This is a genomic window from Bacillus sp. MBGLi79 (assembly GCF_002953915.1).
The window spans coordinates 4,360,589-4,373,317 of sequence record NZ_CP026521.1; the positions used below are offsets into that span (position 1 = coordinate 4,360,589).

12 protein-coding genes are annotated in these 12,729 nt (G+C 46.5%); 3 read left to right on the forward strand and 9 right to left on the reverse strand.

Going from position 1 to position 12,729, the window contains the following annotated elements:
* Window positions 1–101: 101 nt before the first annotated feature.
* From rpoE to C1T29_RS22295, 3 genes are all read right to left on the reverse strand, one after another.
* Window positions 102–623, reverse strand: a complete 522-nt coding sequence (gene rpoE / locus C1T29_RS22285) for a DNA-directed RNA polymerase subunit delta (RefSeq protein ID WP_095432244.1) — start codon at window positions 621–623, stop codon at window positions 102–104.
* Window positions 624–805: 182 nt separating this feature from the next.
* Complete coding sequence (gene acdA, locus C1T29_RS22290) at window positions 806–1,945, reverse strand: acyl-CoA dehydrogenase AcdA (protein ID WP_095432245.1); 1,140 nt, start codon at window positions 1,943–1,945, stop codon at window positions 806–808.
* Window positions 1,942–4,059: a heterodisulfide reductase-related iron-sulfur binding cluster gene (locus tag C1T29_RS22295; protein WP_095432246.1), complete on the reverse strand. Its 2,118-nt coding sequence runs from the start codon at window positions 4,057–4,059 to the stop codon at window positions 1,942–1,944. Before C1T29_RS22295 ends, acdA begins: the two co-directional genes overlap by 4 nt.
* A 155-nt stretch (window positions 4,060–4,214) precedes the next feature.
* On the opposite strand from C1T29_RS22295, the gene cls (C1T29_RS22300) reads away from it, so the two are divergent.
* The 3 genes from cls (C1T29_RS22300) (at window position 4,215) to C1T29_RS22310 (ending at window position 6,742) form a co-directional block, all read left to right on the forward strand.
* Window positions 4,215–5,414, forward strand: coding sequence for a cardiolipin synthase (gene cls / locus C1T29_RS22300; protein ID WP_095432247.1), 1,200 nt, complete (start codon window positions 4,215–4,217; stop codon window positions 5,412–5,414).
* 12 nt (window positions 5,415–5,426) lie between these two features.
* On the forward strand, window positions 5,427–6,389 hold the full coding sequence (gene uvsE / locus C1T29_RS22305; RefSeq protein ID WP_095432248.1) for a UV DNA damage repair endonuclease UvsE: 963 nt from the start codon (window positions 5,427–5,429) through the stop codon (window positions 6,387–6,389).
* Window positions 6,390–6,469: 80 nt separating this feature from the next.
* A complete protein-coding gene (locus C1T29_RS22310; RefSeq protein WP_014665748.1) occupies window positions 6,470–6,742 on the forward strand; it encodes a hypothetical protein in 273 nt (90 codons plus the stop codon).
* A gap of 42 nt (window positions 6,743–6,784) precedes the next feature.
* Here C1T29_RS22310 and C1T29_RS22315 read toward each other — a convergent pair whose 3' ends face one another.
* The 6 genes from C1T29_RS22315 to narJ form a co-directional block, all read right to left on the reverse strand.
* Window positions 6,785–7,309, reverse strand: a complete 525-nt coding sequence (locus tag C1T29_RS22315; protein ID WP_095432249.1) for a dihydrofolate reductase family protein — start codon at window positions 7,307–7,309, stop codon at window positions 6,785–6,787.
* 9 nt (window positions 7,310–7,318) lie between these two features.
* Window positions 7,319–9,046, reverse strand: a complete 1,728-nt coding sequence (locus C1T29_RS22320; protein WP_069150499.1) for an ABC transporter ATP-binding protein — start codon at window positions 9,044–9,046, stop codon at window positions 7,319–7,321.
* 88 nt (window positions 9,047–9,134) lie between these two features.
* The gene (gene cls, locus C1T29_RS22325) at window positions 9,135–10,637 is read right to left on the reverse strand and encodes a cardiolipin synthase (RefSeq protein ID WP_095432250.1); all 1,503 of its coding nucleotides are present in this window, start codon (window positions 10,635–10,637) and stop codon (window positions 9,135–9,137) included.
* Between the two features lie 103 nt (window positions 10,638–10,740).
* Entirely contained in the window at window positions 10,741–11,370 is a 630-nt protein-coding gene (locus tag C1T29_RS22330; RefSeq protein ID WP_095432251.1) for a YitT family protein, read from the reverse strand.
* Between the two features lie 130 nt (window positions 11,371–11,500).
* A complete protein-coding gene (gene narI, locus C1T29_RS22335; RefSeq protein WP_095432252.1) occupies window positions 11,501–12,172 on the reverse strand; it encodes a respiratory nitrate reductase subunit gamma in 672 nt (223 codons plus the stop codon).
* Entirely contained in the window at window positions 12,169–12,723 is a 555-nt protein-coding gene (gene narJ, locus C1T29_RS22340; protein WP_095432253.1) for a nitrate reductase molybdenum cofactor assembly chaperone, read from the reverse strand. Before narJ ends, narI begins: the two co-directional genes overlap by 4 nt.
* Window positions 12,724–12,729: the final 6 nt, after the last annotated feature.

The following is a 12,729-nucleotide window of genomic DNA, read 5'->3' on the forward strand; positions in this document are numbered from 1 at the left end:
CATAACGTACTATGTTCTCTCTTCGTTTTTGAAGAGCCCAAAATACATACTACCTAGTTCGACTATGAAAGTCAAGATCGTTTTGAAGATGAAATCTGATACTATTTAATTTCCTCTTCTTCATCGTCATAGTCTTCATCATCTTCATCAATAATATCTTCTTCAATCTCAAGATCGTCATCGTCTTCATCAATATCTTCATCATCAAAATCGTTGGTCTCAAGATCAAGTTCTTCCTCAACTTCATCCAAATCAAGGTCGTCCTCGTCGATCTCTTCAAACTCGTCAAGATCAAGATCTTCCTCGACTGCTTTCTTCGCTTTTTTCTTTTTCGCCTTGACTGTCGGCTGAGTTTCTTCATCAAGCTGATCATACGGATACCAGCTTCGAAGCCCCCACGTCTGGTCAGAAAGCGCCAGGAAGCGGCCGTCAATGTTTAAATCTGTATAAAATTGAGCGATGCGGTCTCCAAGCTCTTCTTTTTTCACGCCGAGCAAAGATGCAATTTCATTTAAAAGCTCCTGAAAAGGAACTGGTTTTTTATGTTCTTCAAATAATTCGTGAGCGATTTCAACTAAAGCCATTTCCTTTAGCTCTTCCTGTGAATATTGTTTGATACCCAAGGTCGGACACTCCCTTTCTATTACTTATATGTATCTGTTTTATCAATAATGAAAGCGATTTTGTATCGTTCTTATACAAACCATACCTCTCATTATAAACAAAATAAAACAGAATATGCTACCCTTAACAGCGTTAATTTAAATAATTTTACAAGAGTGATCCGACTGAGAGATGTTTTCCGTTAATCCGCGAGCATTCTTGAGATGACAAGTCTTTGAATTTCTTGAGTGCCTTCATAGATTTGCGTGATTTTCGCATCACGCATATAGCGTTCTACTGGATAATCTTTTGTATAGCCGTAGCCGCCGAAAATCTGCACGGCTTCAGTCGTCACCTTCATCGCCGTATCCCCAGCCATCAGTTTGGACATGGCGGAAGCTTTTCCATATGGAAGGCCTGATGATTCTAACCATGCAGCCTGATAGGTCAGTAGCCTTGAAGCTTCTATCATTGTCGCCATATCCGCGAGTTTAAAAGCGATGCCCTGCTGCTCAGCGATCGCTTTTCCGAATTGCTTTCGCTCTTTTGCATATTGAAGCGCCGCGTCAAGCGCCCCTTGAGCGATGCCCACGGCTTGTGCGGCGATGCCGTTTCTGCCTCCGTCAAGCGTCTTCATCGCGATTTTGAAGCCTTCTCCTTCTACTCCGAGACGGTTTGATGCAGGGACTACACAATCTTCGAACATGATTTCCGTTGTCGGTGAAGAACGGATGCCCAGCTTCTTTTCTTTCTTGCCTGTAAAAAATCCTTCAAAATCCTTTTCTACTATAAAAGCGGTAATGCCTTTTTTCTTTTTCTCGGGATCGGTGACTGCGAAAACAATATAAATATCAGCAACACCGCCGTTTGTGATAAACACTTTTGAACCATTTAACACATAGTCATCGCCGATTCGTTCAGCAGTTGTTTTCATGCCGCCGGCGTCAGAACCTGACCCTGCTTCGGTCAAAGCGAATGCGCCGATTTTCTCTCCTAGGGCCAGCTGTGTTAAGTACTCTGTCTTCTGTTCCTCCGTCCCAAAGGCAAACAGCGGCCAGCTGCAAAGAGAGATATGGGCGGAAAGCGTCACACCGGTGGAGGCGCACACTTTTGACAGCTCCTCCACCGCGATGACGTAGGCCAAATCATCACTCCCGATTCCACCGTAATCTTCAGGCCACGGAATACCCGTCAGCCCCAGATTTGCCATTTCCCGAAACAGTTCGCGATCGAAGCGTTCTTGTTCGTCTCGTTCTGCCGCTGTCGGAGCCACCTCATGTTTCGCAAAATCGCGCACCAATTTTCGTATCATCTCGTGTTCTTCTGATAATGAAAAATTCATTCCTTCTCCCCCATTTTCAGGTCAGCGCCTAAAACGGATTGAGCCAGAAGCTCGACGACGTCGTATGTTTTGACTTGGTCTTCGGCTTCCTTCGCCTTTGTGCCGTCCCCAAGCATCGTGAGACAGTACGGACAGCCGGAACTGATCACCGATGGGTTGACCGCTAGCGCTTGCTCAGTCCTGGCGACGTTAATCCTGTTGCCCGTTTCCTCCTCCATCCACATTAATCCCCCGCCGGCTCCGCAGCACATGCCGGTTTCCCGGTTCCTCTCCATTTCAATCAGCTGCACGCCCGGAATGGCTTTCAAAATCTCTCTCGGCGGATCATAGACTTCATTGTACCGGCCCAAATAGCACGAATCATGGAAGGTAATCGTCTCATGAAGCGGGTGCTGCGGCTTTAACTTTCCGTTTTTCACAAGCTCGGCCAGCACCTCTGTATGATGATAAACCTCGCCTTCAAATCCGAAATCCGGATATTCGTTTTTAAATAAATTGTATGCATGGGGATCGATCGTAACGATTTTTTTGACATCATTTTTTTCAAATTCAGAAATATTCTTCTCAGCCAGCTCTTGGAACAAAAATTCATTTCCGAGGCGGCGCGGGGTGTCTCCTGAATTTTTTTCTTTATTGCCGAGGATCGCGAAGGACACGCCTGCGTGATTGAGCAGCTTGGCAAAGGAAATCGCGATTTTCTGGCTTCTGTTGTCGTAGGACCCCATGGAACCAACCCAGAAAAGGTACTCAAACTCTTTTCCTTCTTTTTTCATTTCTTTCACGGTCGGAATCTCAGCATCCGGCGCCGCGTCACGCCAGTTTTCGCGTTCCTTGCGGTTCAATCCCCACGGATTTCCCTGCCGCTCGATACTAGTCATCGCGCGCTGGGCGTCACTGTCCATTTTTCCTTCAGTCAGTACGAGGTAGCGGCGGAGGTCGATGATTTTATCCACGTGCTCATTCATGACCGGGCATTGATCCTCACAGTTTCGGCAAGTGGTGCACGCCCAAATTTCTTCCTCTGTGATGACGTCGCCGATCAAGCTTGGACTGTAATCCAGCGCCGCTGCGGCTTCCTGCGATCCGCTGCCCGCTGACGCTGCCGCCAGCTGATTGCCTCTCGTATGTTGGAACGCTGCCGCGGGCACCCATGGCGAGCGCGAGGTGACGGCGGCGCCTTTTTCCGTGAGATGGTCTCTGAGACGCAAAATCAAGTCCATCGGAGACAGCATTTTTCCGGTGCCTGTTGCAGGGCACATATTGGTGCAGCGGCCGCACTCAACACATGCGTACAAATCAAGCAGCTGGGACTGCCTGAAATCTTCAATTTTCCCCGCTCCGTAGCTTTCTTTCGTTTCGTCGGTAAAATCTATTTTTTCAAGTTTTCCGGCAGATTCCATTCGATTGAAAAATACATTTGCCGGGCCGGCGAGTAAATGGGCATGCTTCGACTGAGGTACGTACACTAAAAAGCTAAGCAAGAAGAGGAGATGGATCCACCATGCGATATAGAAAATCACCGCCGCGCCTGTTTTCCCGACCCCGCTAAGCATAAACGCAATACCTGAAGCAATTGGCTCGCTCCAAGAAAGCCCATGCTCATGCCAGATCAGATTCATCCCGTTTCCAAGCAGAACGGTCAGCATTAACCCTCCGATGAAAATGAGAACGAGTCCGGCTTTGAAATTGCGTTTCAGCCTCACGAGCTTTTCAATATAACGTCTGTAGAATGCCCATCCCACAGCAATTAAAATGAGAAACGTAACGATTTCCTGAAAAAAAGTGAAAGCTGGATAGACCGGGCCAAGCGGCAGATTTCGGCCGGGAGCCAGTCCTTTGATGATAAAGTCAATCGCTCCGAACTGAACCAAAATAAATCCATAGAAAAACATGACGTGAATGATACCGCTTTTCTTGTCCTTGAGCAGTTTTTTCTGCCCGAATACATTCACCCAGATGGCGCGAAGCCGTTCCTTGAACCGTTGATCAAATTGTTCTTTCTGGCCGAGCTTGATGTAGGCCAGTCTCGTTTTGACCAAGTACACAAACAAATAGACAGCGTAAGCGGTTACAATCAAAAATAATAATGCATTTGCGATGAGAAAGCCGCTCATTCCAATTCCCCCTTTTTACTGGATAAAGACCGCGATCCCCTACCCCCGAATCTGTATAAGATTACCTTTATGATAAATAATGAATGAGTGTTCAGTCAATAATTAAATTCCCGCTGTTCGGGCACACTACCTTTACTACGGAAAGGAGTGCCGGTATGAAGGTATTTATCGTGATTATGATCATTGTCGTTATTTTTTTTGCTTTGATTCTGCTTGATATCTTCATGGGCCGTGCCGGATACAGAAAGAAGGCGTACGAGCCTGTTTTTTCAAAAAAGAAGAGTGACATCGAATTAATCCACTGCGGCGCTGATCTTGTCGAACGGATGATGGAAGACATCCGCCAGGCTGTTTCCTCTGTTCACGTGATGTTTTTTATTATGAAAAATGATGAGGTCAGCCACAATATGTTTACGCTACTGAAAGCAAAAGCTAAAGCCGGTGTTTCTGTTTATTTGCTGCTGGATTGGTCAGGCAGCCAAAAAATTAAAAAACCGGCGCTGAAGACGATGAAAAATGCCGGGGTCCATGTTCATTTTCTTAACAAGCCCCGTTTTCCTTTTTTCTTTTTCCATATGCACAAACGAAATCACCGAAAAATCGCTGTGATAGACGGGAAGATCGGTTATATCGGCGGGTTTAACATCGGTGAGGAATACCTTGGAAAGAAGGCGAAGTTCGGCAATTGGGAGGATTATCATCTGCGCATGAAGGGAGAAGGTGTCCGCGATCTTCAGACGCTTTTTACAGCCGATCTAAAACGAAATACCGGATCAGCTGAACTGGCCCCGGATGTTTGGCCGGAGCTTCCGCAAGGGAATATCTCTCTTAAGATTTATGCGACTGATGGTTATTCTCTTGAAAAAACGTATTTGGCAAATATCGCGCAGGCAAAAGATCGCATTACCATTTGCACACCTTATTATATTCCGACAAAACCGCTTCAGCAGGCATTGGTCAAAGCAAGAAAAAACGGTGTAACTGTTACGCTCATCGTGCCGATGAAATCAGATCATCCGCTGGTCAGAGAGGCAGCTTTTACGTATTATTCAGAGCTCTTGGATGCCGGCTGTCTTATCTACCGTTTTTACCAGGGGTTTTATCATGTGAAAGCCCTGATCATTGACGATCACTTCAGCGTCATCGGCACCGCCAATTTTGATCAGCGAAGCTTCTTTTTAAATGAAGAGGTGAATGTTGAAATCGATGATAAGGCTTTTACAAAAGAAGTCTATGCCACGATTGAAGAGGATATTAATAGGTCGGAGCTGCTGACAAAGGAGAATTTCAAAAAGCGTACGTTCAGACAGCGCCCGGCGGAATGGCTCGGCAAGGCGTTATCTTATTTCTTATAAAGGAGAGTTCCTATGATTTTCAGATTTGGGTTCGTTTCAAATGCGATGAGCCTTTGGGATGCGTCTCCCGCTAAAACATTGACATTCGCGCGTTATTCAAAGCTTTCAAAGACTGAAAGAAAAGAAGCGCTTCTGACAGTGACAAAAGCCAATTTACGCAATACGATGAGAACCCTTCACTATATCATCGGACACGGCATTCCTTTGTACCGTTTTTCCAGTTCGATTGTGCCGCTGGCTACGCATCCCGAGGTGATGTGGGATTTTGTAACACCATTTCAAAAAGAGTTTCGGGAGATTGGAGAGCTTGTGAAAACACATCAACTGAGAACAAGCTTTCATCCAAACCAATTCACTCTGTTTACGAGCCCGAAGGAATCTATCACAAAAAATGCGGTAACCGATATGGCGTATCATTACCGTATGCTTGAAGCCATGGGCATTGCTGATCGCTCCGTGATCAATATTCATATTGGCGGCGCTTATGGAAATAAAGACACCGCCACTGCGCAATTTCATCACAATATAAAACAGCTGCCACAGGAGATCAAGCAGCGGATGACACTTGAAAATGATGATAAAACATATACGACGGAAGAAACGCTTCAGGTCTGTGAGCAGGAGGATGTTCCGTTCGTCTTTGACTTTCATCATTTTTACGCCAATCCAGATGATCACGCCGACCTGAATGAAGCGCTGCCCCGGATGATCAAAACGTGGGAGCGGATCGGCCTTCAGCCTAAGGTTCACTTGTCTTCCCCAAAATCGGAGCAAGCCATGCGCAGCCATGCCGATTATGTTGACGCCAACTTTTTGCTGCCGCTGTTGGAACGCTTTAGGCAATGGGGAACAAATATAGATTTCATGATCGAAGCAAAGCAGAAAGACAAGGCGCTTCTCCGCTTGATGGATGAATTAAGCTCCATCCGCGGTGTCAAACGCATCGGCGGCGGCGTGCTGCAATGGAAGTCATAAATGTGCAAAAACAGGTTTACGGCTTGCTCGCTCTGGGAACATAGGCTATATAAGACAACAATCGATGGAGGAGAAAGATCATGAAAAACATCAAGTCTCTGAAAGTAGCCGCACAGGCATTTACTTTAAGAAATTTGATTCATCTTTATAAGATGTGCCATTCCGGAAGTCACGAGGTTTATATTTACTCAAAGAAAACGATGTGCAAAATCAAAAGCTTAATTGAGCTTGAAACATTCCGCATGGCTCATAACGAAAAGGAATATCTGATCGTAGTGGAAGGAACAAAAGCGCCACAGCTGATTGAGAAATTCCAAAATCTCATCGAGCCTGCTGAAAGAGAAGCGCTTTAAATTTACATATAAAAAGGATAGACATCTTGTCTATCCTTTTTCTTATGATCTTACATAATGGAGCTGAACCGCTTGTCCAAATTGTTTCATCCCTTTTAGCCGCAGCTTTGTTTCGTTCGTTAGCTCTTGAAACAGCGGGATGCCGCTTCCTAACACAACCGGAATAACGGTGATGATGAATTCGTCGATGGCATCTTCTTTCATAAAGGCATTCACCAGCTCTGCCCCGCCAGCTATCCAGATGTTTAAGCCTTTTTCCTGTTTCAAACGGTCAGTGAAGACTCTGGCTCCCTCATTGATAAACGTCACATGTTCATCCTGATAACTGTCGGGTGATCCTGTAAAAACATAGCAGGTTTTACCCTGATACGGGAAAACGGGGGTTAGCACTTTAACGTGCTCATATGTGCTCCGCCCTAAAATGACTGTATCAACAGTCTGATAAAAATCACTGTAGCCGTTGTCGCCTTCACCTTCAAATTCCTCCAGCCAATCGATGCTTCCATCTTCTCTTGCGATCATTCCGTCCAATGAAACAGCAATGTACAGCACATTTTTTCTGTCCATGTTCTCCCCCTATCGCTGCACCATTTGCCCGAATTGCGCTTGATGCAGCCTGCTGTATAGGCCTCCGGCTTCGATCAGGTCTTGATGACGGCCTTGTTCTTCAATCCCATTGTTTGTAACGACTACAATTCTGTCCGCGTCTTTGATTGTCGCCAGCCTGTGGGCGATGACGAGCGTCGTGCGCCCCTCGGACAACTCTTGAAGCGCCTTTTGGATCGCCGCTTCCGTTTCCGTATCAAGGGCTGAGGTGGCTTCGTCGAGAATCAGGATCGACGGATTTTTCAAGAACATCCGCGCAATTGACAAACGTTGTTTTTGTCCGCCGGAAAGCTTCACGCCGCGTTCGCCAATCATAGTATCCAATCCATCCGGCATGCTATGGACGAGATCTTCCAGATGCGCCTGCTTCACAGCCTGCCAAATGTCTTCTTCTGATGCGCTTAATCGGCCGTAGGCGATATTTTCTCTAAGCGTACCCGCGAATAAGAAAACGTCCTGCTGTACGACGCCAATTTGCCCGCGCAATGAAGAAAGCGTCATGTCTTTTATGCTGATACCGTCAATTGTAATGTCGCCCTCCGATGCTTCATAAAAGCGCGGTAGCAGGCTGCAAAGCGTTGATTTTCCCGCACCTGACGGACCAACGAACGCAACCGTTTCCCCCGCTTGAATGGATAGGTTAATGTCATTGAGGACGTTGTGATGGTCATCATAGCCAAACGAAACATGTTCATAGCGGATATTGCCCTTCAGGCCGGAAACATCTCTCGCATCAGGTAAATCCTGAATATCCGGCTCGGTCTCCATGAGTTCCATATAGCTTTTGAAACCGGCGATCCCCCTCGGATACATTTCAATAATGGCATTAATTTTGTCAATAGGCCTGAACAGCACATTCGTCAGGAGCACAAACGCCACAAATTCCCCGTACGATAAGGAGCCGCGAATAACAAACCACGTCCCGCACAAAAGGACAAACAGCGTGACAAACCTGGTCAGCATATAGCTGATTGAACCGTTTTTCGCCATGATTTTGTAGGAAGAAAGCTTTGTGACACGAAAACGCTGGTTGTTGACGGCGAAGCGTTCTTTTTCAAACGCTTCATTGCCGAACGCCTGCACAAGCCGGATCCCGCCGATATTATTTTCTACCCGCGCGCTGAAGTCCCCGATATCTTTGTTCAGTGTGGTAAATGCTTTGGTCATTTTTTTGTTGAAATAAAGCGCCAGCCAAATGACGATCGGCATAATGATAAACGTTAATAATGCCAGCTGCCAGTTAATAAACAGCATCACTCCGAACGCACCGAGTATGGTCATGACGGCAATGAATAAGTCTTCCGGACCGTGATGGGCAACTTCACCGATATACATTAAATCGTTCGTCAGCTTCGACATCAGTGTTCCCGTCTTGTTGTTGTCGTAAAATTTAAACGGGAGCTTTTGCAAATGGTCAAAAAGCGACTTTCTCATATCCGTCTCGATATTAATTCCGAGCATGTGCCCCCAGTAGGTCACAATATACTGAAGAGCTGAGCTGAGCGCGTACACCGCAAATAAGCCGATTGAGGTCGCGATGATCAACCCCCAGTCCCTGCCCGGCAGCAAGGTATCAATAAAATAATTGACGATCAAAGGAAAGCTCAGCTCCATTAAACCTCCCGCGATCGCTGAGAAAAAGTCGAGAAAGAACAACGTTTTATATGGTTTATAATATGAAAAAAATTGCCGCAGCACCCTATCTTCCCCCAATGTATAAATAACTGATAATATTTCTCAATTATACTATACACAGGCCGTTTTGAAAGATCAGATTTCTTTTTTCTTACAGAACCCCTGAAAACAAGCGGGCAAATGACTCTTTTGTCCGGTCAGCCACGCCTCTTTTATAAAAGCCGACAGGGCTGAGCTTTTCACTTTCCTGCATATCCTCTTCAAAATGGGCCTCAAGGGTGCGGATCGCTTCGGCATCCGTGAAGAACACATTCACTTCAAAGTTGAGCTGAAAGCTGCGCATGTCCATATTCGCCGTGCCGACGGAGGCGAGATCGCCATCAATGATCATGACTTTTTGATGCATGAAGCCTTTTTGGTAGGAGTACACTTCAATCCCCTCAAGAAGCAGCTCCGGGAAATAGGACCTCGACGCGTATTGGGTCAAAAAGCTGTCGTTCCTCTCCGGCACCATAACCCTTACCTCCACGCCTTTTGTCGCTGCTGCTTTCAGCGCTGTGCGAATGGATTCATTGGGGACAAAATAGGGCGTGGCAATCCAGATTGACTTCTGTGCGGAAGAAATCATTTCATAGTATAGGTCGCTCATGCTTTCCTTCATGTCAGGGCCTGTCGCGACAATTTGATAAATGCCCCCTCCCTCCACGGGCACAGGGGTATTGTACTCTTCTTGATCAATTAACACTTCATTGGAGACGTATTCCCAATCCAGCATAAAGATGGCGTGAAGCGTTTGCACAATCTCACCTTCCAACCGAAGGTGAGTGTCTCTCCAAAACCCGATGTGCGGATCCCGGCTGATATATTCCTTCCCGACATTTAAGCCGCCCACAAAGCCGATTTTTCCATCGATGATCACAATTTTTCGGTGATTTCTGAAATTCAGCTTCTGGTTGAAGAACCCGTATTTCAGCGGAGAGAACGGAACGATATTCACTCCCGCTTGTTTCATTCTCATAATGTCTCTTCTTGCCAGCTTCATGCTCCCTGCCGCATCGTATAAAAACCTCACCTCGACACCCTGGCGCGCTTTCTCCATCATAATGTCCATCATGCCGCGCCCAAGCATGTCTGATTTAAACATGTAGTATTCAATATGTATGTAAGACTCCGCTTTTCTCATCGCTTTGAAAAGTTCAGGAAAGGTTTCTTCGCCGTTTTTCAGCACTTTGATCTTGCTTTTCGTATTGATATTCATATGGGCAGCCTTGATGGAATATGTAAAGAACCTCTCTTGATTGTCCTTCAGCCCTGTCACTTCGGGCGTTTCCTCCTTGTCAAACAGCTTCCTGAGCTTCTCCCTGTTGTACATTCGTTTTGTCTTAAACAGCTTGCCCTTTACATAAAGCTGTCCGGAAAAGAGATAAAACACGTAGCCGACGATTGGAAAAAAGACAAGAATGTGGATCCATAACAGCGTGTGCTGCGAGGTGCGGTTTTCAAGAATTAATGAATAGATGCTGAACAAAATAATGCTTATATAGCAAAGCAATCCTCCGTAAAACTCAAGTCTGGAAACCGGAAAAAACCATATGACATATGCCCCGATGAGCATCATATATAAAAAGAAAAATTCCAGTCTCCTTTTCAGCATCCTAATTCTCTCCTATCTGATTCGATTACCTCTGTATTACCTCTTTTTTCTAGTCTGTAAACCTTCTATGCAAAAAGCCTCACCGCAAAAAAAGCGGAAAGGCCTATGATGAGGCTTCCTGAGATTGGCCGGGTGTCATGTTCTTGAGCAAAATCGGATTGAGGGAGTAGCTGCTTTTGATTTTATTTTTGAAGAAGCCGACGATCAGGCCCGTGACCGCGATGGACACTAAGGAGCAGAGCCCTTTCAGCAAGCCGACTGAGAAAATGCCGGCCAGCACTGCGGCAAAATCGAAGAGAAAATTAACTGTCCCGGGGTTCCAGCCGTATCGTTTTTGCAGAAATAAAGCGAGAATATTGGCACCGCCGAGTGAAGCCTGATGGTAAAACATGAGCGACAGGCCGAGCCCGATCAGCGCCCCGCCGCAAATCGCCCCGGCAAGCGGTGAAAAAGAGGCAGACGGCAGCCAGATATCCGCGCTTGTGAACAGAGTCAGCGCTGTGACTGCAAATGCGGTGGATAGCGTGAATTTGATGCCCATTCTGATGAGAGAAAACACATAAAACGGGATATTGATCAGAAAGAAGGTGATGGCAAACGAGGAGTGAAACAAGTATGTCAGGCTTAGTGACAGTCCAGCCGTGCCGCCGGTTAATACATGAGAATGTCTGAGTGTCAGGACCCCGGCGCTTGTCATAAGACAAGCCATTAAAATGAGTAAAATCCGCTTCATTCTTCACTCTCCTTTTCAGATGATGCAATACAAACATAACAAGACTGCCGGCCGCCCAGCCATTATCTTGGCAGAAAATATCTTATGTTTTCATCAAGATAAATAAATCCCCCTCTTGCAAGGGGGATTTTTACGAGCGTTTCCGATACACGACATAGCTGCGGGTCAGATACTTTAGCGGCAGACTGAACACATGAACCAATCTTGTAAACGGCCACAGGATAAAAACAACGTAGCCTATCACAATATGAAACTTAAACCATAGCGGGACACTCTCCATCAACGAGGGGTCAGGCCGGAACAAAACGATTTCCCTGAACCACGGCCCGACTGTTGTCCGGTAATCAAAGCCTTTCGAATCAATGTTGAGAAACGTGGCCGCAACACCCGACAGCATCATGAAAAGCAGCAGGATGAGCGTAAGGATATCCGATGGCGAGCTGGTTTTGCGGATTCTTTTGTCAAACAGCCGTCTGTACGTCAGGATGACAAGTCCGGTACATGCCGCAATCCCCGCCGGCAGGCCTGCACCAATCGCCATTTTGTGATACATGTGCTCTGAAATGCCAATTGCACCATACACGCCTTCCGGGATCAAAATTCCCATGACATGCCCGCCGACAACGCACAGCAGTCCCCAATGAAAAAGAGCGCTGCCCGCCGCAAGTTTTTTCTTTTCTAACATCTCGCTTGATTTCGCCGTCCAGCCAAATTGGTCATGCTGGTATCGGTAAATATGGCCGCCGATAAAGATCGTCAATACAATGTATGGCATCACGCCCCAGAGGATCTGTCCGTTCATGCCTGAACAGTCCCTTCAATGCTTTCACGAACGCTGAGGTTTTCCAGCGCGGCCAGCAGCACGTGCAGCAGCCCAGCGTATATGCTGTCATTTTTTTCGAGGCGGGATGCCAGCTCCCTTACATTTGACAAATACTTCTCAAACACACTTCTCGCTGCTTCAATTTCTGCAACTGCGGCAAATTCCAGCATCAGCGGCAGGTAATCTGGCAGTTCCTTCTCTGTCGGCAGGAAACCGGATTGCTGATAGGTGTTTTTTAAATGCAGCAATTCGATGCCGCGTTCCCTTTGCTCGCCTGAGTTAAAGTAGGTGACATACATATTTGTTTTTTTCCCGAAGTCGAATGTATAGACATAGTGTTCAATCAGCGCTTCCGGAGAAAAGCTGGCTGACGTCTCGAAAAAGTGCAGCAGCTTCTCCCGGATTTGCCGGTTGCCGATTTCATGGATAAGAGCCTTCCAATCGGGAAGCTCGGCTCTCCACTCTTCATCCGGATAAGAGAGAAGACAGGAAAGAGCAGAGAACGTGATTTGCCGATCTGTGGTGTTCATCTTGTT

What these genes read in the sequence shown, in the direction of transcription:
- acdA (WP_095432245.1), bottom strand. Translation starts at nt 1,945, where the DNA reads ATGAATTTTTCATTATCAGAAGAACACGAGATGATACGAAAATTGGTG.
- C1T29_RS22295 (WP_095432246.1), bottom strand. Translation starts at nt 4,059, where the DNA reads ATGAGCGGCTTTCTCATCGCAAATGCATTATTATTTTTGATTGTAACC.
- cls (WP_095432247.1), top strand. Translation starts at nt 4,215, where the DNA reads ATGAAGGTATTTATCGTGATTATGATCATTGTCGTTATTTTTTTTGCT.
- uvsE (WP_095432248.1), top strand. Translation starts at nt 5,427, where the DNA reads ATGATTTTCAGATTTGGGTTCGTTTCAAATGCGATGAGCCTTTGGGAT.
- C1T29_RS22310 (WP_014665748.1), top strand. Translation starts at nt 6,470, where the DNA reads ATGAAAAACATCAAGTCTCTGAAAGTAGCCGCACAGGCATTTACTTTA.
- C1T29_RS22315 (WP_095432249.1), bottom strand. Translation starts at nt 7,309, where the DNA reads ATGGACAGAAAAAATGTGCTGTACATTGCTGTTTCATTGGACGGAATG.
- cls (WP_095432250.1), bottom strand. Translation starts at nt 10,637, where the DNA reads ATGCTGAAAAGGAGACTGGAATTTTTCTTTTTATATATGATGCTCATC.
- C1T29_RS22330 (WP_095432251.1), bottom strand. Translation starts at nt 11,370, where the DNA reads ATGAAGCGGATTTTACTCATTTTAATGGCTTGTCTTATGACAAGCGCC.
- narI (WP_095432252.1), bottom strand. Translation starts at nt 12,172, where the DNA reads ATGAACGGACAGATCCTCTGGGGCGTGATGCCATACATTGTATTGACG.
- narJ (WP_095432253.1), bottom strand. Translation starts at nt 12,723, where the DNA reads ATGAACACCACAGATCGGCAAATCACGTTCTCTGCTCTTTCCTGTCTT.